The sequence below is a fragment of the Acinetobacter oleivorans DR1 genome, from assembly GCF_000196795.1.
Lineage (GTDB): Bacteria > Pseudomonadota > Gammaproteobacteria > Pseudomonadales > Moraxellaceae > Acinetobacter > Acinetobacter oleivorans.
Genome location: NC_014259.1, coordinates 2,563,757 through 2,589,216 on the forward strand (window position 1 = coordinate 2,563,757; position 25,460 = coordinate 2,589,216).

Here is a 25,460-nt window from a genome sequence, read left to right on the forward strand (position 1 = left end):
GGAATTTCTCAATGTTAAATGCATATATCTATGATGGTTTACGTAGTCCATTTGGCCGTCATGCAGGTGAACTTGCCTCAATTCGCCCTGATGATTTAGCAGCAACCGTTATTCAAAAATTACTTGAAAAAACTGGTGTTCCGGGTGCTGATATTGAAGATGTGATTTTAGGCGATACCAACCAAGCTGGAGAAGATAGTCGTAATGTGGCGAGAAACGCGCTATTACTTGCAGGCTTACCTGTCACTGTACCGGGCCAGACAGTAAACCGCTTATGTGCTAGTGGGTTAGGTGCGGTCATTGACTCAGCACGCGCTATTACTTGTGGTGAAGGCGAGCTCTATATCGCAGGTGGTGTAGAAAGTATGTCACGTGCTCCCTTTGTAATGGGTAAAGCGGAAAGTGCTTATAGCCGTGATGCAAAAATTTATGACACCACAATTGGCTCTCGTTTTCCAAATAAAAAAATTATTGCTCAGTACGGCGGACATTCAATGCCTGAAACAGGTGATAACGTTGCAGCCGATTTTGGTATTAGCCGTGAGCAAGCAGACTTATTTGCAGCCCAATCACAAGCTAAATATCAAAAAGCTAAAGAAGAAGGTTTCTTTGCCGATGAAATTACGCCAATTGAAGTTTTCCAAGGCAAAAAATTACCCCCTAAACTCGTTTCAGAAGATGAACACCCTCGCCCAAGCTCAACTGTTGAAGCACTCACAAAGTTAAAACCACTCTTTGAAGGTGGCGTGGTCACTGCTGGTAATGCCTCAGGTATTAATGATGGTGCAGCAGCCATCTTGATTGGTTCAGAAGCGGCAGGTCAAAAATATGGCCTAAAACCAATGGCAAAAATCTTGTCAGCCGCCGCCGCCGGTATTGAGCCACGCATTATGGGTGCTGGCCCTATTGAAGCCATTAAAAAAGCAGTTGAGCGTGCTGGCCTTACTTTAGATGACATGGATATTATTGAAATTAATGAAGCTTTTGCTTCACAGGTTTTATCTTGTTTAAAAGGTTTAAATGTTGATTTTAATGACCCACGCGTAAATCCAAATGGTGGTGCGATTGCGGTTGGTCATCCACTTGGTGCCTCTGGCGCTCGTCTTAGCTTAACAGTAGCTCGTGAGTTAATTCGCCGTAAAAAGAAATATGCAGTGGTGAGCCTATGTATTGGTGTAGGCCAAGGTCTTGCGATGGTGATTGAAAACGTTTCATAACCATTGATCCAGATATCCATTCATCACAACAGCGCAGTGATGAATGGATTTATTTTGCATAGCGAAATATAATGGCAAAACTATTGCTTTAATTATATTTGAGGATCGAATGTCTCAAAACACGGAAACTGAAAAACCAATAAATTTTGATGAGATACGTTTAGATCCTATTTCGCATATACATCGGGAAAACAACCCGCAGTTTATTGCTTCTTTAGCGCGCGGTTTAGAACTTTTAAGATGCTTTTCTGCAAATAATCAGGTGCTCGGTAACCAAGAATTAGCAAAAATGACGGGGTTACCTAAACCGACCATTGCACGAATTACCAATACCCTTGTGTCATTAGGTTATTTAAAACAATTGCCTAACTCAACCAAATACACATTAGACATTGGTGTTTTATCTTTAGGATATGCAGCATTATCTAACATCTCAATTCGTAATATTGCTCATCAATATATGGAAGAGTTGAGTCAGTATGTTCAGGCCCCTGTGGCGATGGCAACGCGTGACCGCTTAAATATGGTGTATATCGATGTTGTGCAAATTGAAACAGCCTTAAATATGCGCCGTCCAATTGGTTCGACCTTACCACTGCATAGCAGTTCTATGGGACGAGCATGCTTGGCTGCGACTCCTGAACGTGAGCGCAACTTTCTACTTGATGCGTTGAAACAAAAGAACCCCGAAAACTGGCCAGCCATAAAACGCTCTTTAGAACGAGCTTTCCGTGATTATCAAGATTATGGATATTGTTTGTCTTTAGGCGAGTGGCATAAAGAAGTGAACTCGGTGGCTGTACCTCTGGTCAGCTCCAAACATGGTCTTTATGTTTTTAACTGTGGTGCGCCAAGTTTTCATTTAAATCCAGAAAAACTTGAAGGTGAAATTGGACCACGTTTAATCCACATGGTGCACAATATTCAAGATGCATTGAATGAAACGCACTAATAACCATACTTAAAACAGTCATGGTTGTGTTGATTAAAGTTCCACTTTCATTATGACTATAGGCATGATGAAAAACGCACTCTATACCCCAACCATTATTTTAATGGCAATTGCAGCAGGCATTTGTACAGGCGGAAATTATTTTAGTCAGCCACTTATTCATTCAATTAGTGTAAGCCTAAATTTAACTGAAACAACTACAGCGTGGGTGCCGACTCTAGCCCAAATCACCTACGCATGTGGCTTACTCTTCTTAATGCCGCTGGGAGACATCATAGAAAAGCGCAAACTACTATTTATCTTTATGTTATTGGCTTCAAGTGGATTAATTATTAGCGGTTTTTCGCACAACATCTATCTTTTACTGCTTGGCACCGTCATTACTGGTCTATTTTCAAGTTCAGCTCAACTGTTATTACCCCTTGCTGCAAGTCTGGTTCCGATTCAACAAAGTGGCCGTGTTGTTGGCTTTTTACTGAGTGGACTGATGATGGGGGTTTTACTCGCCCGCTCTCTTTCAGGGCTGATGTCTACGCTTTTTGCATGGAATATTATTTATCTGGTTAGTGGTTTTCTGTTACTTGTGATTGCCTTCATTTTGCATCGTAATATTGGGTTATTTCCACCGACTAAATCTGAAAATTATGTAAAAACTATTCGCTCTCTTCCACAGATTTTTATTCAAAATCGACGGTTAAGAACCAGAACTTATATTGGTGGTTTTACATTTGCTTGTGTAAGCTTAACCTTTACCACCATGTCTTTGCTTCTGGCTCCAGCGCCCTATTTTTTTAGTGACTTTACCATTGGCCTTTTCGGTTTTGTTGGCGTGTTAGGAACTTTCGTTGCCAATTTTTCAGGCAAATTTATTGACCAAGGCTATATCCATAAAATTTCAATTTTTTGCGGCATTGGGCTTATTTTAAGTTGGATACTTTTTTCACTTTTACCCTACCATTTCACTTTTTACATTATTGCTTTACTTATTCTCTACGCTTCTCTTTCTGCTGTGCATGTCACCAACCAAAGTATTGTATTTAAACTTAATCAAGAACTACGCTCACGTTTTAACGCGATTTATATGACGGGTTACTTTGCTGGCGGCGCTTTAGGCACAACGGCAGGAAGCTACGCTTGGAAACACTTCGGATGGGCAGGTGTCTGCATTTTAGGCTTAATTTTTGCTGCTTTATGTCTTTATTATTGTGTGAGTGATGCAAAAGATCAGCACAATTAAAACTTGTGCTGATCTTATATAAAGTATGCTAATAGTTAATTAGAGGAGCTAGATTAAGTCCTATAAAAGCCCTAATAATCGACCACGAATAATGTCTTCTGCATCTTGAACAATTCGGCTAACCAGTTCATCGCATGTCGGAATATCATGAATCAAACTTGCCACTAAACCACATGACCATGCGCCAGCATTAACGTCCCCATCAATCATGACTTTTGGATAAACCCCTGCAACTTCTTCAATAATATCTTCAAATTTAATGTTATCGCCAAGTGCTTTTTCTTTTGCCACGATTTTTTCTACAGCAGCATTATTCATGACACGTTCAGTATTTCGCAAAGCACGCATAATTAAACGCGTGTCTCGTTCGGTTGCATTCAAAATCGCCTGTTTCACATTTGCATGTACGGGAGCTTCCTGAGTCGCAATAAAACGCGTTCCCATGTTAATTCCATCGGCTCCCATCGCTAATGCAGCAGCGAGTGAGCGTCCGTCTGCCATTCCACCTGAAGCAACAAACGGAATTTCTAATGCATCGGCTGCTAAAGGCAATAAAATCATATTTGGCACGTCATCTTCACCTGGGTGCCCACCACACTCAAAACCATCTACAGAAACCGCATCACATCCAATTTGTTGCGCTTTTAAGCTATGTCGAACCGAAGTACACTTATGAATTACTTTAATACCAGCAGCCTTTAAATATGGCATCACCTGTTCAGGATTACGCCCCGCTGTTTCCACAATCTTGACTCCGCCTTTAATAATAGCCTCTACAAAACCCGGATAATCAGGGGTATTTACCGTAGGTAAAAAGGTTAAATTCACTCCAAAAGGCTTGTCGGTCATTTCTCGGCAACGTGCAATTTCTTTTGCCAGATTTTCAGGTGTTCGCTGAGTCAGTCCAGTAATAATACCTAACCCACCCGCGTTAGAAACCGCAGCAGCAAGCTCTGCAAAACCAACATAATGCATACCACCTTGAATAATTGGATGCTCGATTTCAAATAGTTCTGTAATTTTGGTCTTCATATTCTTTCCACTCACTGTTCTATAGCTAGCTTCTCATTTCCTTAGCAGAGCTAGATGCTTATTTACTCATAAATCCTATCAGCATTTAAAGTAATTTAAGTTAAAAATTTCACAATACAAAATTATATACCACAATATAAAACAAAATAATTGATAACGGAATTGTTTTTCGATAGCATTATTTTAATGAGTTTAATTTTTAGACAGAAGTTATTTAAAGGAATGAATCATGCAGCAGGACAACAAAACTCAAAACGAGCTTAAAACAGGCACAATTCATGAATATTTTGATAGAAATATACTAACGCTCACCATGAGTAATCCAACTAAAAAGAATGCGATTAATTATGAAATGTATGCGGCGCTAAGTCAGTCATTAGATGAGGCTGCAACTAATCAAGACATTCATGTGGTTGTGCTTACTGGTGAAGACTCCGCATTTACGAGTGGTAATGATGTCAATGCATTTGAAAAACGCGATACCACCAGTTCAGAACCACCCGCTTCGATTGTTTTCTTAAAAAGCTTAGCAACGTTTCCAAAACCGATTATTGCTAAAGTAAATGGTGTGGCAATTGGCATTGGCAGCACTATGCTTCTACATTGTGACCTTGTGTATGCAAGCCAAAACTCTATTTTTCAGTTTCCTTTTGTGAATTTGGGACTTGTACCTGAAGCGGGTTCAAGTTACATCTTGCCAAGATTATTGGGCTTTGCTCGAGCTTCGGAAATTATTTTATTAGGTGAAAAATTTTCGGCAGAGCAAGCAAAAAATTATGGCTTGGTGAATGAAATATTTGAAGCAACTGAGCTAGATCAAGTAGTTGAAGATGTGGCAATTAAACTTGCTCATAAACCAAGTCAAGCCTTACAACTGAGTAAAAAATTGCTAAGAGATATGCCTATTGATGATCTACTCAATCGTATTGACCATGAGTCGACTATTTTCTCACACTGTTTACAGGGTTCCGAGTTTAAAGAAGCATTAAGTGCTTTCAAAGAAAAAAGAAAACCGAACTTTCACAGCCAAACAGTCTAGATACACCCACTAAAAAGCCAGCCTTGAAAAACAAAGCTGGCTTTTTTAAGTGAATCAGATAAGTTTAGCTAATCTCGGTACGAATATTATTCACCATGTGTAAAAGACGCGGTGCAATATCTTCTTCGAGTTTTTCACGGTTCATAATAAAACTTGGACCGCCACAGTTAAATACCAGTAAACCATGTTGTTCATGGATGAGTGGTACTGCAACTGAATTTACATCTTTATGCCATTCACCGATTGAAAAACAGTATCCAAAATCTTGGTAGTCTTTAAAGGCTTTGTCTAGATCACGATTAATTTTGATCCAGTCTTCTTTGTGCTTGCTACGAATGGCATCAAGTAAAAACTCTCGTTCATCTTCAGGCATCGCGGCTAAACACGCACGTCCCATCGAACTTAAATGAATCGGTAAATAGGTTCCAACTTGACGGCGCATAGTCATATTGCCTTTACCCTGTACCACATCAAGATAAATCATATTCAGTCGATCACGTGTTGCCATTGCAACAGCAGCGCCCGCATAGTCTGCCAAATTTTTCATATATGGATGAGCAATAGAGCGAATCGACACGTTAGACAGCATGGAATAACCAAATGCAAGAACACCCACTGAAAGCTGGAATTTGCTTGAGTTAGGTACTTGTTTGATATAGCCCAAACGCGACAAGGTATGTGTAAGGCGAGTAATGGTTGGTTTTGGCAAACCTGTCATCTGAGCAAGCTCTTGGTTGCCCAAATGCTGATGCTTCGGCGTAAAACAACGTAATAGCTCTAAACCACGTGCTAATGCAGTAATAAATTGGCGATCATTTTCATCCTGCATGTCTTCAATCGGATGTAATAATTCATGCCTTAATGGCGCTAATAATTTTTCTGTCGGTTCTGCATCAACTGCATCGTTCATTGTCATACCAATCCATATTTTGTTTCGCACTGCGAAAATTATAATCTATTTTTTCTATAAATAGCAAAAGAGCAAACATCCGAGTCTGCATCTAAAAGATAACTTCATTTAACTCATTAAAGCGAAAGATTAAATATTTTATTTTCTGATTTTAAATATAATTTTAACCTTCCGCTTTTAAGCCACTTATCCAATTACACCCTTTTCTTTAAGCTCAGCTAGTTTTTCCGAAGAAACCACTCGACCTAAAACCGCCTGCGTATGTTCACCCAACAACGGAGGAGCTGTTTTGTATTCAACTGGCGTTCTAGAAAGTTTGATTGGTGACCCAATTACCTTCAATTTTTCACGTTGAGGATGGTTCATCTCGACTAACATTTCTCGGGCAATGACTTGCGGCTCTTGAAAAGCTTGTTCCAAGTTATTAATCACACCTACCGGAACTTTAGCCGCATAGATTGCATCTACCCATTCATCAGCCGTTTTAGTTAAAAAGTGTGTTTGTAAAATTCCGATAATTTCATCACGATGCTTGATTCGGTCCGCATTTCGGGCAAAACGCGCATCATTTGGTAAATCGGGTAAACCTATACTTCGACAGAGTTGAATAAACTGAGTGTCATTTCCACATGCAATAATAAAATCACGGTCAGAAGCTTTGAACACTTGGTAAGGCACAATATTGGCATGTGCGTTGCCATAGCGTTTAGGGATATTACCCGATGAAAGATAATTCATTCCCTGATTTGCCATTGTGGCAATTTGAACATCAAGCAAAGCCATATCAATGTATTGACCTAAACCTGTCACATGGCGGTTGAGTAAAGCAGCCTGTATGGCAATCGTAGAATAAAGTCCTGTAGCTAAATCAGAAAATGCGACCCCTACTTTTTGAGGGCCTCCACCCGGCAAATCATCACGCTCACCCGTGACTGACATAAGCCCGCCCATGCCCTGAATAATAAAGTCATAACCAGGCTCTTCTGCTCTTGGGCCATTTTGACCAAAACCTGTAATTGAGCAATACACCAGTTTAGGGTTAATGGCAGATAAAGACTCATAGTCCAAACCGTATTTTTTCAAAGACCCCGCTTTGTAGTTTTCGATCACGACATCGGTGTCTTGAATGAGGGCTTTAATCAATTCTTGGCCATCAGAACTCGCAATGTCGATAGCAACAGATAATTTATTGCGGTTGGTGGACTGATAATAAGCAGCTTCTTGAGTGTCTTGGCCTGAGTCATCTTTCATCCAAGGTGGCCCCCAAGAACGGGTGTCATCACCGACTTTCGGTCGTTCAATCTTGATTACTTCTGCGCCTAAATCGGCAAGAATCTGCCCACACCAAGGCCCAGCCAATACCCGACTTAAGTCAAGTACCCGAATTCCATTTAAAGCACCCATCTTCATCCCACTATATTTTGTGACTTATTTCCTATAGGAAAACTTATCCATTTAAAATTTCGCATAGCGATATATATTTTTAATATACACAGCTCTTTTTAAAAATCAAACTTTAATTTTCCACTAAAAATAATGATTTTTTATAAGAAAATATAGCTTAAATAAATCAATAAATTAGCCAAACATAAACCAACAACAAAGTACCGCATTGCGAAATTAATTTTCAAAATGTATTGTTTTGCATTCATCCTTTGATTACTATCGCTTCAAATATTGGTGATTTTACGAACATCACATTGATGTTTTTTGCATGTAGTAAAAGGACGAGACTATGATTCGAGATCAGGAAACCTTAGATCAACTTGTTGATATGATTCGACAATTTGTTGAAGGTGTATTAATTCCTCATGAGAATGAAGTCGCTGAAACGGATGAAATTCCTCAAGATATTGTTGAGCAAATGAAAGCTCTCGGCTTATTTGGTTTAACCATTCCTGAAGAGTACGAAGGTCTTGGACTAACAATGGAAGAAGAGGTCTATGTGGCTTTCGAATTGGGTCGCACCTCTCCTGCTTTTCGCTCTCTCATTGGAACCAATAATGGCATTGGCTCAAGTGGCCTGATTATTGATGGTACTGAGGCACAAAAATCATTTTTCTTGCCTCGTTTAGCACATGGTGAAGTGATTAGTTCTTTTTGCTTAACCGAACCAGATGCGGGTTCTGACGCTGCCTCTTTAAAAACCAGCGCAGTAAAAGACGGTGACTTTTACATTTTAAATGGCACCAAACGCTTTATTACCAATGCTCCTCATGCTGGCGTATTTACAGTCATGGCTCGTACAAACTTTGATATTAAAGGTGCTGGTGGTATTTCTGCGTTTATTGTCGATAGCCAAACTCCGGGCATTTTTCTTGGCAAACGCGATAAAAAGATGGGGCAAAAAGGCGCCCATACCTGTGACGTTATTTTTGAAAATTGTCGTATTCCTGCCTCAGCACTCATTGGTGGCGTTGAAGGAGTTGGTTTTAAAACGGCTATGAAAGTGCTGGATAAAGGCCGCTTGCATATTGCGGCTTTGAGTGTTGGAGCAGCAACCCGAATGCTAGACGATTCTTTAAATTACGCCATCGAACGTAAGCAATTTGGACAACCGATTGCGGAATTTCAACTCATTCAAGCCATGCTTGCCGACTCAAAAGCCGAGATTTATGCAGCTAAATGTATGGTCTTAGACGCTGCACGCCTACGCGATGCAGGTCAAAACGTTAGCACCGAAGCTTCTTGCGCAAAAATGTTTGCAACCGAAATGTGTGGCCGCGTTGCTGATCGCTGCGTACAGATTCATGGCGGTGCGGGCTATATCAGTGAATATGCGATTGAACGTTTTTATCGAGATGTCCGTTTGTTCCGCCTTTATGAAGGCACGACCCAAATTCAACAAATGATTATTGCCCGAAACATGATTCGCGCTGCGTCTTAATCAAATTTTAAGCACTTCAAAACGACTTGAAGTACTTTCAATCAAATGTAGGTAATGGATTATGGCTACAAATTACAAAGAAGGTCTTTCTCGTATACAGCCTCATACGTGGAAAATAGCATTTATTTTTGCATTTCTAGCACTATTGGTAGATGGTGCAGATTTGATGCTGCTGTCTTATAGCTTAAATAGTATTAAGGCAGATTTTGGATTAAGTTCAGTACAAGCAGGTATGCTTGGCAGTTTTACACTGGCAGGTATGGCTGTTGGTGGAATTTTTGGGGGATGGGCGTGCGATAAATTTGGTCGCGTCCGCATTGTTGTTATTTCTATTTTAATTTTCTCACTCCTCACCTGTGGCTTAGGTTTTACTCAGAGCTTTCTTCAATTTGGTATTTTAAGATTTTTTGCATCACTCGGTTTGGGTTCACTTTATATTGCCTGTAATACTCTCATGGCCGAATATGTACCAACACGTTTCCGCACAACAGTACTGGGCACACTACAAGCTGGCTGGACCGTAGGATATATTGTTGCGACTTTGCTTGCAGGTTGGATTATTCCAGATCATGGCTGGCGCATGCTGTTTTATGTTGCGATTATTCCCGTCATTATTGCTATTCTCATGCATATTTTAGTACCCGAACCAGAAGCATGGCAAAAGTCTCGACTTCAACAACCTATTTTGGCTCAAAACGCATCGAAAACTTCGGCATTTAAGCTTATTTTCCAAGATAAACGAAACCGCAATATGTTTATCTTATGGGCTTTAACAGCAGGCTTTTTACAGTTTGGCTACTATGGCGTAAATAACTGGATGCCGTCATACCTTGAAAGTGAACTCGGTATGAAGTTCAAAGAAATGACTGCCTATATGGTAGGTACATATACCGCCATGATTTTAGGTAAAGTTCTTGCGGGCATGATGGCAGATAAATTAGGGCGTCGTTTTACTTATGCCTTTGGTGCTATTGGCACTGCTATTTTCTTACCTCTGATTGTTTTTTATAACTCACCAAGCAACATTCTATATTTACTGATCACTTTTGGTTTCCTCTACGGTATCCCTTATGGCGTAAATGCAACCTATATGACCGAAAGCTTTGCAACTGCCATTCGCGGTACAGCCATTGGTGGAGCTTATAATGTCGGACGTTTAGGCGCTGCGTTAGCCCCTGCAACGATTGGATTCTTAGCCTCTGGCGGGTCTATTGGTTTAGGTTTTGTCGTCATGGGTGCAGCTTATCTGATTTGTGGTGTGATACCAGCCCTATTTATTAAAGAAAAACTATATGACCCTCAAAAGTCATAAAAAGATCTATCACATAGGTCATAGGCCTATATGGTTGATGGTGCTAACCATTTAAACAAGTGTTTTAGATGGTTAGCAGGAAATAAGGAATCTATTCGTTTAAGTTATTCCTTATTTCCATATATGTAGAGTTTATCTACTCTTCATTTTAATTTTTTAGGTAAGCTTAGCTCCCAAGGGAGCTAAGCTTAAAAATATATTGGCCTAAACTCTATTTAAGGTCGTTCACCCTGCCCCAAACGGCGTTCAATATCATCTAGTACATTTGGTAAGTCAGCGACACTATCAATCACATAGTGAGCTCCCGACGCATTCATTTTCTGGTATGCCTTATCTTTTAGAACAATCTGTTCATCAGCCGATAACGCGCTCCACTCTTCAAAGCTTAAACCGACTTCGTTACCACTAATTGCAAGCCCAACTGTCCAGCATCCAGCATTTAAACCTTCATCGATACCCACCACGGTATCATCTACTTTGACAACAGTTTTGATATCAGATACGTCGAGTTGAATTAGATTTTTCCATAGCATTTCAGGATATGGACGGCCATATTTCACATCACTGGCAGTGACAATACAGTCTGGTCGATAGCCCTGATCAGCAGCATCTTTAACCAAACGACCAATCATCATGGATGCATAGCCCGTGTTACTTCCAATTTTTGCACCACGCTTTTTAATATTTTCAAACGTTTCCAATGCACCCGGAATTAAAGCCGAGCATGTTGGAATCGAATCTAATTGATAAGGAATAAAGTCTTTATATAAACGGTCAATATCTGCTTCAGTTGCAGGCTTCCCATATACTTCCTGCCATGCCGCCGCTACACGTGGCATTTTTAAAACTGCTGCAATATGGTCACGTTTTTCTAAACCCATTGGGGCACGCGCTTCTTCAACCGTAATTTCAACTTTATTGTCTTTAAATAAAGCAATAAAAGCCAAAATCGGTGCACGTGAACCAAAATCTACAGTTGTGCCAGCCCAGTCAAAAACCACAGCCTGAATTTGTGTATTGTTGGTCGTCATGGTGTATTCCCTTTAATTCAAATGTTTTAATAAAAATTATGCTGTTACAGCTTGGTTTAGGTGGTTTTCACAGTAGTTCGCAATCGCAGCAAGAAGCCCTTCAATGTCATGAATATAAACTTCGCCAATATTGCCAATACGGAAGCAGTTTAGATCGGTGACTTTGCCCGGATAGATCACATAGCCTGATTTTTTCAGGGTTTCGTAGAAGGACTGAAAGCTAAATGATTTGGCTGTTGGGTAAAGAAAAGTGGTAATGATGGGTGATTGTGGGCACTCTTCACCGAGTACCAATTCGAAGCCCAGTTGTTGCATACCTTTAGATAAGGTTTGCTGGTTTTGTAAATAACGTTGATAACGTGCAGCTACTCCGCCCTCTGTCTCAAGCTCAAGCAATGCTTGATAAAATGCACGTACCACATGGGTTGGCGAGGTAAAACGCCATTTGCCGTTATGCTGCTCCATCGTATGCCACTGATCATACAAATCGAGGCTAACCGAACGTGCCAAACCTTTACATGCGTCTAGGCAATCCCGTTTCGCCAAAATGAAACCAAAGCCCGGAACACCTTGAATACATTTATTTGCACTTGAAATCAGGAAATCAATTTCCAGCTCAGCCATATCCATGGGCACACCACCAAATGAACTCATAGCATCTACAATCCAGATTTTTCCTGCTGCTTTAACTAAACGGCCAATGTCTTGAATCGGGTTTAAAATTCCTGTGGTGGTTTCACAGTGCACACAAGCAACATGGCTAATGTTTTGGTCTTGTAAAACACTCTCAATTTCTTGTAAATCTGGTGACTGGGTTTCTAAATAGTTCAGTTCTACAACTTCAATATTTAAGCAACGCGCCATTTGCACCATGCGTGCACCGTATGCGCCGTTATTAATGATCAAGATTTTGCCATCACGCGGAATAGCTGACCCAAGTACGGACTCCACGGCAAAACTACCACTGCCTTGCATTAATACAGCCGTATATTTTTCAGGTTGGCTGGTTGCTAAGTTGACTAGACGAGAGCGAATATCTTGTACCAGCGAGTTGTATTCTTGGTCCCAAGTACACCAATCTTTTTGCATCGCACGGCGTACTGTCGCCGATGTTGATAACGGACCTGGCGTTAGAAGCAAATATTTGTTCTCTAAGTCCATATCGAGTTGTGGTTGCATGTTCATAATGTTGCTCATCTTGTTCGCGTTAATTTCAATATACATCAATCTGGTTTAAACCAGATTACAAACTAATAAATATTTTGTGTTAAAACTTCTTTCATAAATCCGGCCCCCGTAGTCATGCCTTTACCGGCAATTGCACTCACCAGAAAGATGTTTTTTTCAGCTTCAGTGATACAGGCCAACTCATGTTCATGGGTCAGGTAATAACCATTCCAACGTTTTTGAATTGGCGGTAAAGTCAGCCCTAATTTTTCGTGGCAGTACGTTTGAATAAACTCATTAATCTCTTCACGCTGCTCAAACTGAGGCGCTTCATTAATCGAATGATATTCGTGGCTATCACCTACGATCAGTTCACCAAATTCATTTTGTTTAATCAGAATATGAATGCCGAATTCTTGAATGAAACCCTGCTGTGACGCTTTAACCAACTCAGCATGACTTGGGCAAATTTCAAAAGCTGGATAACGTGAGATAGATAAGCCTGAATAAAGAGAAGCATTTAATTTTTGTTGAAATGGTTGAGTCAGTGCCATTTGTAAGCCACAACGTTTCAGGTTCAAGCTTTGTAAGAGATCTGGATATAAAACATCGATGATTTCACCGTGACAGATCAAAACTTTATTTGCCTGATAAGTCACTCCACTTGCCAAACGAACGTGACAGCTTCCATGCTGATATTGAGTTTGAACAACACAAGCATTGGTATAAATTTCTACACCTTTTCTTTCGGCATATGCCAATAGTCTCTGCCCAATCACATGCGGTTCGACCGAATAGTCTTCTTCGAAAACCAAACCGCCTTGAAACTGCTGCTCGGGGTTCAAATAGGAAAATTGGGTGACCAGCTCATCATGACTTCGTAAATGCACAGGTATTTGATAATTATTTACATGCTCGGCAAACTCATTTAAAACCTGCCATTCAAGTGCTGTATTGGCGAGATAGATACCTTGCCTTTGAGCAAATGAAATATCAGTTTCAGCTTGAATACGTTGGTAAAAAGAACGCGTTTCAAGCGCGTACTTTCGCCACTGTTGCTCTGGATGGGTTAATGTCGATGTTCCGACCATGCCAAAATTACGACGAGTTGCGCCTACAGGCTTGGCATTTTTCTCGAATATACAAACTTTTAAGCCTTGCTCTTGTGCCTGTATGGCAGCAGACAAACCTAAAATACCGGCACCGACAACAATTAAATCAAACTGTGTGTTATTCATAAGACTTCCAATTTGCGAAATTTAGGATGAACAAACCCTTGCCTTGTTGAACAAAGCATTTCGTTTCAGTCGGTTAAATAAAAATTGTGTTTAGCTAAAACTTAATGAGAACTTTCACGCCATTGCTGACTTCTTGCCATAATTTTTCGGGTAAATAACCAATGAATGAGTTTTACAACACATGAAGTGGTCAAAATCAAAATACTCATGGCAACAGCAGCAACCGTGTCTCCCGCATCATCCATATTCAAAACAGCCACCGCAGCTAAACTTGTGTCTGGTGAATAGAGGAAAATGGCAGCCGACACAGTGGTCATGGCATTCACAAAAACATAGACCGACACATCGCATAGCGCTGGAAAACACATGGGCAAATACACTTTCCAAAAAGTTTTCCACTTTGATGTTCCTAGTGTTTGTGCTGCCTGATCGAGTTGTAGTGGAATCTGTTTAATGGCATTGGTTAAAGTGAGGTGTGGCACGGTGTAATAATGCACAATGGTTGAAATCACCAAAATGGTCATGGTTCCATACAGCACATTTAACGGATTACTTTGATGGTTAAAAAACAAAATATAAGCTATACCCAAGACCAGCCCTGGCACTGCAAGGGGTAATAAAACCAAAGCTTGCACATAATTTTTAATGAGAGGATGTGCCTTAAAACGTTCAGTTAACAGTGCCACCATAAAAATAAGTGCCGTGCCCACAACCGTACTAAAAAAGGCCATACGAACTGAGTTAAAGTACGCAGCCCAACCGCCGCCATCGACATATTCAAAACTGTAATGTGCTAAGGTCAAAGATAGATCGTATGGCCAAGACTGGATAAATGAAGCCAGCACAGCCGTAAAAATAATCAGTAAAATCGAACCTGAAACCAAGCCACAAAATAGGCTCAGAACGACTTCAAGTTTTTTATTCGGTGCAGAGACATAAGGTTTAGCCTGAAAAGCTTGAAAACGTGCATGGCGCTTGCTTTGTATACGATCGAAAATGAACACAAAAACTGCGGGTAGCAATAACAAGATGGAAATGACCGCACCCATGCTCATGTTTTGCTGACCAATAATCTGTTTATAGACATCAAGCGCCATCATGTTAAATGAACCGCCAATGACTTTTGGAATACCAAAATCGGTCAACACATAAATAAAAGCCACTAAACTTGCACTGATGAGTCCATAACGAATTGCAGGTAGTGTGACATGGTAATGGGTTTTCCAGATATTTTTACCCAGCGACAAAGATACCTCAATTAAACGCTGATCGACACTGCGAAAAGACACCATCATCAACATTCAAATTGCTGGAAATAGCCAAAAGCAATAACTGATTAAAATACCAATTGGGCCATAAATTTGTATATCGCCCAGTAAAGGTTTAAACACACCTTGCTTACCAAACAAATAAACCAATGCCAAAGAAGGCAAAAGTGATGGCGCTAAAATCGGTAAAAAAGCGACCACTTTAAAGAAGCCTTTGCCTTTCATATTCACATTGGTGAGTGCAAAAGCATAAATACTGGCAAGAAATACTGTAATGACAGTAGCAGCACAAGCGACCCACACCGAGTTAAATACAGAGCTGAGTAAAGCTGGACTTGCAAAATAATTATAGAAGTTTTCAAGACTAACAAACGTCTGATTTTCATCAAAAAATGCAGTTTCAAACAGCATCATTAAAGGAGCAATAATCGCTAAAGTCAAAACAATTGCAACGCTAGCCAAAGCAATATTTGATCTTAATGAATATTCAGTTTTTCGACGCGGCTGTGTTTTTAAAACCGCTGAAGCAGCTTCATTTAACATAGTGCGTACCCTTGTTCGTCAAAGACATGGATGAGCTGATTAGGTACTTTTATAAACATGAGTTCTTGCAAGGATTTGAACTTGATATTTTCAATCTCAATTTGCAAAAGGTGTTTTGCCTGTTCAATTCCATCGATATGAATAGTGCAAAACAAACGACGTTTTGCGCCTAAAAATTCCGTGCTTAATACTTTAACTGGCAAATACAACGACTCTTTATCACTACCCAAATCATCAACCAACTCGACAGCTTCGGGTCTAAAACCAATACTGTAGTTTTGCCCAGCTTTAAGTTTCTGCTGTTCCAATTTTAAAGGAATAAAACCTAAAACCTCGAGCTGATTAACTACCGAACAAGTGGCAGTCAAAAAGTTCATGGTGCCAATAAACTTTGCAACGAATTGGGTTTGTGGCTTGTAGTAAATATTGTGCGGCGTATCAATTTGTTCAATAACGCCATGATTCATCACCACAACACGGTCAGAAATGCTTAATGCTTCTTCTTGATCGTGTGTGACCATAATAGTTGGTAAATTAAGCTGTGATTGAATTGAGCGAATCTTTTGTCTTAAGTTAAGACGTACCTGAGCATCGAGTGCAGAAAGTGGTTCATCAAGCAGTAAAATATCAGGATTCGGTGCAATTGCTCGAGCAAGCGCAACACGTTGCTGCTGCCCGCCTGACAATTGATTTGGATATTTTTTAGCAATATCGGGTAATTCAATCAGTTCTAATAACTGTTGAACCCTTTGACTACGCTGTGCCTTATCCCATTTCTTTTTGTCTAAGCCGAAAGCAATATTTTCTTCAACATTTAAGTTTGGAAATAACGCATAGTTCTGAAACACAATGCCACAGTGACGTTTTTCAGCACTCAACACCGTAATGTCTGTGCCTTTTTTTATGACTTTTCCATAATCAGGTTTTTCTAGACCCGCAATTATGCGTAGCAATGTGGTTTTACCGCACCCTGAAGGCCCCAAAAAGCTCACGAACTCGCCAGCTTTAAGGTCTAAATTAATATGCGTTAGAGCCTGAAAGTGTTGGAATTTTTTTTGAATATCCACCACTTCTAAAACCGAAGGGCCATGTTCAGGATATTTATAGGTCGTTAAGGTCGACAATAAATGTCCCGCCAACTCGGCCTTTTGGTTTTGCCCAAGCAGCGATGATTGCAATGAAGAAGGAATTTGCATAATGAGGCTCTTATCCAAAAGATCACTTTTCAAAACGCTTTGACCATTCAGCCAAAATACGTTCACGCTGCTCGGCCGCCCAATAAAAATCATTTTTTACCAGCATTTGAGGAAGATTTTTTGGGAAGTCCATGGTGGTATTTTCAATGCCTTTATAAGCCACCATTGAAAAGTTGTGTGCATAAGCTTCATTTGCGGCCTTGCTTACCGACCAATTGATAAATTTCTGTGCGCTACTTAATTTCTTGGTTCCTTTCACAATTGCTGATGCTTCCATTTCCCAGCCTAAACCTTCAGTTGGATAAACCACTTCCAAAGGTGCACCCTCTGCTTTTAATTTAAATGCCGGATAACCGAAAGAAATTCCAATTGGGATTTCACCTTGTGCCGCCATTTTGCAAGGTTTTGAACCAGAGTGAGGATATTGCGAAATGTTTTTATTTAAAGCCTGCATATATTCCCACGCCTGCTTTTCACCCCAAATTTGCATCCAAGCTGTCACATCCAAATACCCTGTGCCACTTGAAGCTGGGTTTGGCATCACAATCATGTTTTTATAAATGGGGTTGGTTAAATCTTTCCAAGTTCTTGGAATCGGTAATTTACGTTTTTCTAATTCGACTTTATTGACACAAATTGCAGATTCCCATGCATCCATACCCGTCCAAGTCGGTACAGTTTTTTGGCTGACAAATTCTGGTTTTAAATTTTGGATGCCTTCAGGTTTAAAAGGCTCGAGCATATCCTTCTTTTCCATGACCAGCAAACTGGTTAAAGCCACACCAAAAACTACATCTGCTTGTGGGTTTTTCTGCTCTGCCAAAAGTTTAGCGGTGATCACACCTGTTGAATCACGTACCCATTTTACTTTGAGTTCTGGGTAAGCTTTATGTAGTTCTTCTTGGTACTGTTTAAGCTGGTCGGCTTCCACTGCCGTATAGACTGTAATTTCTTCTGAGTTTTTTGATGTTGCCGATGAACATCCCATTTGAATAGCGACCACCACACCTAAAACTGATGCAGTGCCGAGTTTAATTGTCTGTTGAACATACTGTTTCATCTGCAAACCATCGAATGCAATTATTTGATGATTGTATTTCAACAGCTTTATATGACAGTTTGATTAATCTGGTTTAAACCAGATTGTATTTTTATGCTCGAGCTTCGAAGTGCAAATCTAAAACATCGTGTAGCCAATATTCTTGGTCAACATCGGTGATTACACCCTGCTCATTTCTGTTGCTACGACAAATATATAAACCGAGTGCGCCCGTATTTACATGCAATGCTTTCGCCTGTTGGTCAGATAAAGCGGTTGGATAGAGGTTAATGTCAGCTCGGGTGATATGGCAGGTATATTGATTTGCCATGAGTAAAGTAATGGATTGCTTGAGATCATGAGTTAAAAACTCGGGAAAAAGCTCAGCATTCACACGTAAATGCTCAACCAAAACAGGTCGACCATTAATACAACGACGTCGCCAAACTGAATAAATCGGGTGCCCTTTTTCAACTTTTAAATGCTTGGCATCCCAAGAAGTAGCCGTCGTTAGCTCACTCGAAATTACTTCGGTCGAAGGTTCATAGCCTTGTTCAATCACAAATTGATTAAAGTTTTTTGTCGATTGCGGATGATAAATAATACGAGGAGAACGAACATACCAACCACGGCGGTCCAAGCGATAAATCAAGCCATCAGTTTCCAAAGCCAGTAAAGCTTCACGTGCAGCCACACGAGTGGTTTGGAACTGTTCAGACAGCACTCTTTCTGATGGGAGTTTTGCGTGGGCTTCTAATACACCAGATTCAATATCATGGGCAATTGCATCGCGGATAGGAATATATTTAGGTATGCGTGCTTGGTCCTGTTCCATACAAACTTAGAATTTATAAATAAAGAAATTAATAGCAATATACTGAAAAAATGTGACAAAAGCTTTTATTAATGCTGATCTTTTAAGCAAAACAATCTCTTAGTCTATTTCTTTCCTCTGAGTTTTTTATATAAAAAAAGAGCATTTTCATGCCCTTTTTATTTTTATCTAACCTTTAACTTGCGTGCTTAAAACTATCAATTTGCTTAATCTCATAAGGCAAACCTACATAGTTTTCGGCCAATGTAGTTTTACCCGCAATTGAACCCAGTACATAACTTAACTCGGCCTGTTTAATCTTGTGATCAAACTCACTTTCAGTTTCAAAGCGATGCAATAAATGAGTCATCCACCAAGAAAAACGCTCTGCTTTCCATACACGTTGTAGGCATTTCTCTGAATATTCATCAATCCCTTGTTCTGAACCTTCGACATAATATTCAACAAGCGCACTTGATAAGTAAGCAATATCAGAAGCAGCGAGGTTTAGGCCTTTTGCTCCTGTCGGTGGCACAATATGCGCAGCATCACCTGCTAAAAATAATTTTCCAAAGCGCATTGGTTCGGTCACAAAGCTTCGTAACGGCGCAATACTTTTTTCAATAGAGGCCCCAGTTACTAGCTTTTCACGGCTTTCAGGATCTAGGCGGAGTTTTAACTCATCCCAGAACTTTTCATCTGACCAGTCTTCTACGTGATCGGTTAAAGGGACTTGTAAATAATAACGGCTACGCGTTTCAGAACGCATACTGCATAAAGCAAATCCACGTTCTGACTGTACGTAAATGAGTTCATCGGCTACAGGTGGAACGTCTGCCAACACCCCTAACCAGCCAAACGGATAAACTTTTTCAAAGGTCTTAATTTTATCTTCTGGCACGCTGGCACGGCAGACACCGTGGTAGCCATCACACCCTGCTATAAAATCACACTGAATTTGAAAAGCTTTACCTTGGTGCTCAAACTCAACTTTTGGTGCAGTGTAAAAATCTTTCACTTGTACATTTTGAGCTTCATAAAATGAAGTGAGCTGCTCCGCTTCACGCGCAGTCATTAAATCTTTAGTCACTTCGGTCTGACCATATACGGTCACTTGTTTACCACCCGTGAGTGCGGCTAAATCAACGCGATGCAATTCACCATTGGTTAAGATTTCGATGCCCGAATGCGGTAATCCTTTGTCTTTTAGGTTTTGGTCAACGCCTGCTTGTTTCAGTAAGTCGACCGAAACTTGCTCTAAAATTCCTGCACGAATCCGTGAAGCCACATATTCAGCACTACGTTGCTCAACAATAATATGGTCGATGCCAGCTTTATATAGAAGTTGCCCAAGCAATAACCCTGCTGGTCCAGAACCAATAATTGCAACCTGTGTCTTTAAAATATCCATAACTTCATCCTTGTTTCATCCTGACTTTTAAATTACTGGCTTTAAGTTTTGTGCACTATGTATCCAAGACGAAAATAACCGTTTATCATCTAGTTTGTCCGAATAGCGGACAAAAACAACCAAAATAACAGGAATGAAAGGATGCCTTCTCTCGATGCTTTTTTAGAGCACCCAAACTCGCATGAGAAAATTCGTCAAGAAGACTACATTGCAGGGTTAGCAAAAGGCTTGGCTTTACTGGAAGCTTTTGGAACAGATCGGCAACGGCTCAATGTGACTCAAGTGGCCGAGCGAACTGGCATTAGTCGTACCGCGGCAAGACGATATTTGAAAACTTTAAAATACTTAGGCTATTTAGAAACCGATGAACATTACTTTTGGCTCACTCATCGTGTGCTGCGCTTTTCAAGTTCTTATTTAAGTTCGGCACACCTGCCTAAAGTTGCTCAATCATTTCTAAATCTTTTGTGCGCGCAAACATCTCTGACGTTTTCAATTGTGGTGTTAGACGATAATGAAGTGGTACCGATTGCCCGTAGTTATTTACCGCAGCAAGATAATTTGCGCGTTAGTCCTTATGGTATGCATTTAGGAAACCGACTCCCTGCCCATGCCACATCTACAGGTAAAGTATTGCTGGCAGCACTGCCAGAAGAAGCTCAGCATGCATGGGTCAAAACTTATGGTTTAAAACGCTTAACCCCGTTTACCATTGTAGATGAGTCCAAGTTTTTTGAAGTGCTTAAGGGCATTTCGTTATCAGATTATTGTCTTTCCAAAGAAGAACATGAGCTTGGCGTAATTGCGATTGCAGTGCCGGTATTTAATGCACAAGGTCAAGCCATAGCAGCGCTTAACTGTATGTCTCAAACCAACCGTGTACAAGAAGATTATTTGGTTCAGCAAATTTTGCCATTGCTGCGCAACACGGCAAATGAACTTAGAAATGTGATTTAAATAGATTTAGAAACTCTTGTTATCAATTAGAGGAACAAGAGTTTCAACCCATAATTTTAAATAGCGAATTCTTTGACTTGCTGGCTTGCCAGATCCAATGCATTGCTGCGATAGGCTTGCATGTCTAAGCCTTCTGCATAGATAAAATCGACGTCATGAATGCCCATTAACCCTAACACCGCTTTGAGATAAGGCGTGACTGCCTCAGTTTCTTGGCCGACATGAATACCACCTCGACTACTTACCACCACTGCTTTTACCCCTTCAACCAAACCTTGAGGGTAAGTTTCGGTGTAGCGGAATGTTTGTCTTGCTCGTGCCACTAAATCAAACCAGTTTTTGAGTTGAGTCGGTACATTTAAGTTGTACATCGGTGCACCAATCACCAACAAATCAGCACTTTTTAATTCAGCAATCAATTCATCAGACAAAGCAACAATCTGTTTAATGTCTTGATTGTTATTTTCAGCCCCACGCAGCGCTTGGAAAATTTCCAAATCTAATACAGGCAGATTCATTTCCGCTAAATTGCGTATGGTGATGTCATCTTGCAAACCTTGGCCTTTACGGTGCTCAAGCATTACATCAATCAGGCTATTGGTCTGTGAACCCTCACCCATAATGCTGGATTTTAATACCAATATTTTAGCCATGACCATCTCCACGTTTTCGATGAAACCATATTAACTCCACAATAAATTCAACAGTGGTGATATTATTTCTTTATATTGGTTCCTTTTAGGCAACAATCATGCAACATGAGCTAAGTGCAATTTCTATATTTGTGACTGTGGTTGAAGCTGGAAGTTTTGTAAAAGCTGCCGAGCAATTGCATTTAACTCGCTCAGCCATTAGTAAAAATATTGCTCGGCTTGAAGATCAGCTTGGCGTTGCTTTATTTAAAAGAACAACGCGAACACTCAGCATGACTGATGAAGGTACCTTGTTTTATGAACATAGCCGCCGAGCGTTGAGTGAAATACAAAATGCAGCGGCTTTATTAGACCAAGGGAAAATTAACGCAACAGGTCGTTTACGAATGTCTGTGCCAGTGCTGTTCGGGCAACTCTTTGCAGCCCCACTCATGGTTAAATTTGCTCAACAGCATGCGGACTTACAGCTAGAAATTTCATTTAATGATCGAACTGTAGACTTGGTCGAAGAAGGTTTTGATTTATGCATCCGAATCGGAACGTTACCTGACACCACTCAGTTGGTTGCCAAACCGATTGGTGAGCATCGAATGCTACTTTGTGCCTCACCTGACTATTTAAATGAAGCAGGTCTTTTGGAAAATATTGAGGACTTAGACCACCACGTCACAATTGCCGATCCGCATTTTGGTCAAATAAAAAAATGGCAACTTCAACAGGAAAATAGCGAGCCTTTATTTTTTAAACCCAAAACAAAACTTCTTTTAAATGACTTGCAAGCCATTAAAAATGCAGCACTTGCTGGAGCTGGTATCGCTTGGCTGCCCGACTGGCTTATTCAAAATGAATTACAGGATGGTAAGCTAGTACAGGTGTTAGAAACCATGTCGAGCATTGCTTTTCCGATTCATTTGGTATGGCCTACGCTGCCTTTTATGCCACTGAAAACCCGTCTTGCAATTGATTATTTGGCGCAGCATTTACCCGCTGAACTAAACAAACAAGTTTAAAGTAAATAAGGCCCTGTCCATTTCAGCAAGACTTTTTTAATACACGAAGCCAAAGTTTATTGCTTATATTCAAACGCTTTGACCTTCTATTTAGAATTTAGAAAACAATCCAGCACCTTTTCCCGATCGACTGCCCCATCTGAGCTTAAAAGCTGAATGATTGTGCCTTCAATCATATATAAAAATAGTTTTGCATCCTGAAAAGTCGCATCGGTTTTTAGTTTTATAAGCTGGCTATAGATTTCATTGATGAGCCATGTTCGATACCTCACCGCGATTTGATAGGCTTTTGAATAGGTCAGTTTAGTTTCAAAAATGGCTTTAAATAATAGATAGTACATCCCGTCTACATCGGTGTGTAAGAAATAGAGTTTCTTAAGTTTCTCGTTCACGCTTAAGCCTTGGTGGTACTCAGCAATTGAAACCACTTTTTCTTTTAATCGTTCTTTCTGCACAGTCAAACACATTTCAATAAAACGCTCTTTCGAGTGAAAGTAGTTATAAAAAGTTGCTTTTGGGATTTTTGACTCTTTTACGATTCTATCGACCCCAACAGTATGAAACCCAAAATGGTGAAATAAATGAATCGACTCATTTACGACTTGCATGGCACGTGCAGGGAGAACTAAATTTGGCATGGTTTTACCGTTATAAATTCTTGTTGTTTCTAAATGAGATACTTTTTTTGGGAGAAAAAAAGGCATAGCAAAGCCGTAAAGACTGTGCGTAGCACATCTCAAGTTTTGTTGTTGCTAAGTTTTAATTAAAAATGACTTTAAGCCTGAAAGCCTTAGGGCAATCAAGCTGCTTTAGTTTTTTAAGCTGTGTCGTTATAGCTTTTGGCAAAGGCTGCCAAGAAATAATGGATGTGCAAAGCCAACTCCTTTTTATTTGGAGTTCTGCCGACATGAATAGAAATTATGGTGGCAGAACGAAAGAGGGTTGACAGACTGGTGAAAGATATAACCAGCACACCCGAAGGTGTCCCTCTCCCGTCCTACCGCTACGGGAGGAGACTAGGAGTTTACACATAAGAGTATCCCTCAGACGGAATAACTCTGATGCGATCTTTCATTCAGCCTGTCAAAGCCGGCTGGCAATGTGGCCAGCAGGCAAAGGATAGTGCTCTGTCCTATTACAGTCAAGCACGCAAAATGACATTTGTTTTAAATTAGATCATTAAAAAACTAAGGCTAAATAATTAAAATTTATTGTTAAATTGGGATTGAAAATTAAAGTAAATATTTGAGCTTAGGCTTTAATAAATGACCGTTAGCTTCTTTTTTATTAGAAGTTCTGCCAAAACATAAGATTTATGGTGGCAAAACGAAAGAGGGGTCGCGGACTGGTTTCGACTCCAGCACACCCGAGGGTGTCCCTCTCCCGTCCTACCATTACGGAAAGAGACAAGGAGCTTATATATCTATGTTTACTTATTCAATGTTATTTAACTCCATTAAGGCCTATAGCAAACTTGCCACTTATTAATGTTATGTTATAACATTACATTAATATCACAATATAAGCCGCTAATAAATGAACCTTGTTCTCCCAGATATATCTGCCGAGCCAACTTTACCAAATGCTTATAGCCACCGCCTTGATTGGGTCGGCATGGAAAACATTGCTTTACCCGTTCGAATTGAAAATACCTTATGCCCAAGCCACATAAATGCTTATGTCAGTCTGGATGATCCTTTAGCAAAAGGCATTCATATGTCGCGTCTATACACACGACTTTTAGAGTTAACATCACTCGAAAATATAAATATGCCTGATTTAAAATTAGTTTTAGAGGACTTCTTAGACAGCCATCAAAATTTATCGCAGCATGCCAAAATTGAAATTCACAGTAAACTTTATATCGAGCGACCAGCCTTAGTCAGCAAGCTTTCAGGGTGGAAAAGCTATCCTTTTGTTTTGTCAGGCCAACTTTCTAATGATCAATTTGAGGCGGAATTAAAAGTCGAGATCCCCTATTCTTCAACCTGCCCATGCTCTGCGGCACTTTCAAGAAATATTATTCAACAACGGTTTGAGTCGGCCTTACAAAATCAAGCAATTCGACTTGACCAACAAGACATTATGAACTGGTTAAATACCACAGATGCAATTGCAGCAACGCCCCATAGCCAAAGAAGTTTTGCCCTCCTTCAATTTAAATTAGATCAAAACCTTCAAGATATTCCACTCATCGAATTTATAAACCAAGCTGAACTGGCATTAATGACTCCTGTGCAAACTGCCGTGAAACGTATTGATGAACAGGCATTTGCGGTTGCCAACGGTCAAAATCTAATGTTCTGCGAAGATGCATTAAGACGCCTTTATGGTTCATTTATACATCACAAAAATATTCATGGTTTCAAATTTAAAGTGACTCATGCAGAAAGTTTGCATGCACATGATGCTGTGGCCCAAGGGACATGGCAGTGGTAGGACATTATATATCTGAAACTGATCAGGATTTTTATAAAAATGACTTTTGTTTGTCACAAATCAAATAGTTTCAACTTACTACCCTCAACATCCCAACTTAAATAAACA

Annotated in this window: 21 protein-coding genes and 1 pseudogene; 9 read left to right on the forward strand and 13 right to left on the reverse strand. The window is 40.1% G+C overall.

Annotation, left to right across the window (positions count from 1 at the left end; all coding sequences use genetic code 11):
* Positions 1–11 precede the first annotated feature (11 nt).
* From AOLE_RS11970 to AOLE_RS11980, 3 genes are all read left to right on the forward strand, one after another.
* Entirely contained in the window at positions 12–1,217 is a 1,206-nt protein-coding gene (locus tag AOLE_RS11970) for a 3-oxoadipyl-CoA thiolase (RefSeq protein ID WP_013198241.1), read from the forward strand.
* A gap of 109 nt (positions 1,218–1,326) precedes the next feature.
* A complete protein-coding gene (locus tag AOLE_RS11975; protein ID WP_009391028.1) occupies positions 1,327–2,169 on the forward strand; it encodes an IclR family transcriptional regulator in 843 nt (280 codons plus the stop codon).
* A 64-nt stretch (positions 2,170–2,233) separates the two neighbouring features.
* Entirely contained in the window at positions 2,234–3,406 is a 1,173-nt protein-coding gene (locus AOLE_RS11980) for an MFS transporter (protein WP_081399171.1), read from the forward strand.
* Between the two features lie 60 nt (positions 3,407–3,466).
* On the opposite strand, the gene AOLE_RS11985 is transcribed toward AOLE_RS11980, so the two are convergent.
* Positions 3,467–4,438: an NAD(P)H-dependent flavin oxidoreductase gene (locus tag AOLE_RS11985; protein WP_013198243.1), complete on the reverse strand. Its 972-nt coding sequence runs from the start codon at positions 4,436–4,438 to the stop codon at positions 3,467–3,469.
* Between the two features lie 229 nt (positions 4,439–4,667).
* On the opposite strand from AOLE_RS11985, the gene AOLE_RS11990 reads away from it, so the two are divergent.
* On the forward strand, positions 4,668–5,477 hold the full coding sequence (locus tag AOLE_RS11990) for an enoyl-CoA hydratase (RefSeq protein WP_013198244.1): 810 nt from the start codon (positions 4,668–4,670) through the stop codon (positions 5,475–5,477).
* 64 nt (positions 5,478–5,541) lie between these two features.
* Here AOLE_RS11990 and AOLE_RS11995 read toward each other — a convergent pair whose 3' ends face one another.
* Complete coding sequence (locus AOLE_RS11995; protein ID WP_013198245.1) at positions 5,542–6,387, reverse strand: IclR family transcriptional regulator; 846 nt, start codon at positions 6,385–6,387, stop codon at positions 5,542–5,544.
* Positions 6,388–6,573: 186 nt separating this feature from the next.
* Positions 6,574–7,791: a CaiB/BaiF CoA transferase family protein gene (locus AOLE_RS12000; RefSeq protein WP_013198246.1), complete on the reverse strand. Its 1,218-nt coding sequence runs from the start codon at positions 7,789–7,791 to the stop codon at positions 6,574–6,576.
* 331 nt (positions 7,792–8,122) lie between these two features.
* On the opposite strand from AOLE_RS12000, the gene AOLE_RS12005 reads away from it, so the two are divergent.
* Together AOLE_RS12005 and AOLE_RS12010 are read left to right on the forward strand one after the other, a co-directional pair.
* Positions 8,123–9,274: an acyl-CoA dehydrogenase family protein gene (locus AOLE_RS12005; protein WP_013198247.1), complete on the forward strand. Its 1,152-nt coding sequence runs from the start codon at positions 8,123–8,125 to the stop codon at positions 9,272–9,274.
* Positions 9,275–9,335: 61 nt separating this feature from the next.
* Positions 9,336–10,586, forward strand: coding sequence for an MFS transporter (locus AOLE_RS12010; protein WP_013198248.1), 1,251 nt, complete (start codon positions 9,336–9,338; stop codon positions 10,584–10,586).
* A gap of 215 nt (positions 10,587–10,801) precedes the next feature.
* Here AOLE_RS12010 and phnX read toward each other — a convergent pair whose 3' ends face one another.
* The 8 genes and pseudogenes from phnX to pobA form a co-directional block, all read right to left on the reverse strand.
* Positions 10,802–11,617: a phosphonoacetaldehyde hydrolase gene (phnX, locus tag AOLE_RS12015; RefSeq protein WP_013198249.1), complete on the reverse strand. Its 816-nt coding sequence runs from the start codon at positions 11,615–11,617 to the stop codon at positions 10,802–10,804.
* Positions 11,618–11,653: 36 nt separating this feature from the next.
* Positions 11,654–12,841 carry a 2-aminoethylphosphonate--pyruvate transaminase gene (gene phnW / locus AOLE_RS12020; RefSeq protein ID WP_035331459.1) on the reverse strand — a complete coding sequence of 396 codons (1,188 nt, stop codon included), beginning with the start codon at positions 12,839–12,841 and terminating at the stop codon, positions 11,654–11,656.
* A 26-nt stretch (positions 12,842–12,867) separates the two neighbouring features.
* The gene (locus AOLE_RS12025; protein WP_013198251.1) at positions 12,868–14,022 is read right to left on the reverse strand and encodes a TIGR03364 family FAD-dependent oxidoreductase; all 1,155 of its coding nucleotides are present in this window, start codon (positions 14,020–14,022) and stop codon (positions 12,868–12,870) included.
* 101 nt (positions 14,023–14,123) lie between these two features.
* Positions 14,124–15,833: pseudogene (locus AOLE_RS12030) on the reverse strand (putative 2-aminoethylphosphonate ABC transporter permease subunit).
* The gene (locus tag AOLE_RS12035; protein WP_013198252.1) at positions 15,827–17,029 is read right to left on the reverse strand and encodes an ABC transporter ATP-binding protein; all 1,203 of its coding nucleotides are present in this window, start codon (positions 17,027–17,029) and stop codon (positions 15,827–15,829) included. The pseudogene AOLE_RS12030 and the gene AOLE_RS12035 overlap by 7 nt, the downstream one beginning before the upstream one ends.
* 22 nt (positions 17,030–17,051) lie before the next feature.
* Positions 17,052–18,089: a putative 2-aminoethylphosphonate ABC transporter substrate-binding protein gene (locus AOLE_RS12040; RefSeq protein WP_013198253.1), complete on the reverse strand. Its 1,038-nt coding sequence runs from the start codon at positions 18,087–18,089 to the stop codon at positions 17,052–17,054.
* A 91-nt stretch (positions 18,090–18,180) separates the two neighbouring features.
* Positions 18,181–18,903, reverse strand: a complete 723-nt coding sequence (locus AOLE_RS12045; RefSeq protein ID WP_013198254.1) for a UTRA domain-containing protein — start codon at positions 18,901–18,903, stop codon at positions 18,181–18,183.
* Between the two features lie 175 nt (positions 18,904–19,078).
* Positions 19,079–20,293: a 4-hydroxybenzoate 3-monooxygenase gene (gene pobA, locus AOLE_RS12050; RefSeq protein ID WP_013198255.1), complete on the reverse strand. Its 1,215-nt coding sequence runs from the start codon at positions 20,291–20,293 to the stop codon at positions 19,079–19,081.
* Between the two features lie 141 nt (positions 20,294–20,434).
* Here pobA and pobR point away from each other — a divergent pair, with 141 nt between their 5' ends.
* The gene (gene pobR, locus AOLE_RS12055) at positions 20,435–21,250 is read left to right on the forward strand and encodes an IclR family transcriptional regulator PobR (RefSeq protein WP_013198256.1); all 816 of its coding nucleotides are present in this window, start codon (positions 20,435–20,437) and stop codon (positions 21,248–21,250) included.
* Positions 21,251–21,306: 56 nt separating this feature from the next.
* Here pobR and AOLE_RS12060 read toward each other — a convergent pair whose 3' ends face one another.
* The gene (locus tag AOLE_RS12060; protein ID WP_013198257.1) at positions 21,307–21,903 is read right to left on the reverse strand and encodes an NAD(P)H-dependent oxidoreductase; all 597 of its coding nucleotides are present in this window, start codon (positions 21,901–21,903) and stop codon (positions 21,307–21,309) included.
* Positions 21,904–22,001: 98 nt separating this feature from the next.
* Between AOLE_RS12060 and AOLE_RS12065 the strand changes: the two genes are divergently transcribed.
* Positions 22,002–22,913 (forward strand): LysR family transcriptional regulator, encoded by a 912-nt coding sequence (locus AOLE_RS12065; protein ID WP_013198258.1) that lies wholly within the window; start codon positions 22,002–22,004, stop codon positions 22,911–22,913.
* Between the two features lie 86 nt (positions 22,914–22,999).
* On the opposite strand, the gene AOLE_RS12070 is transcribed toward AOLE_RS12065, so the two are convergent.
* Entirely contained in the window at positions 23,000–23,551 is a 552-nt protein-coding gene (locus tag AOLE_RS12070; RefSeq protein WP_081399335.1) for a TetR/AcrR family transcriptional regulator, read from the reverse strand.
* Positions 23,552–24,449: 898 nt separating this feature from the next.
* Here AOLE_RS12070 and folE2 point away from each other — a divergent pair.
* Positions 24,450–25,352 carry a GTP cyclohydrolase FolE2 gene (gene folE2, locus AOLE_RS12075; protein ID WP_013198260.1) on the forward strand — a complete coding sequence of 301 codons (903 nt, stop codon included), beginning with the start codon at positions 24,450–24,452 and terminating at the stop codon, positions 25,350–25,352.
* Positions 25,353–25,460: the final 108 nt, after the last annotated feature.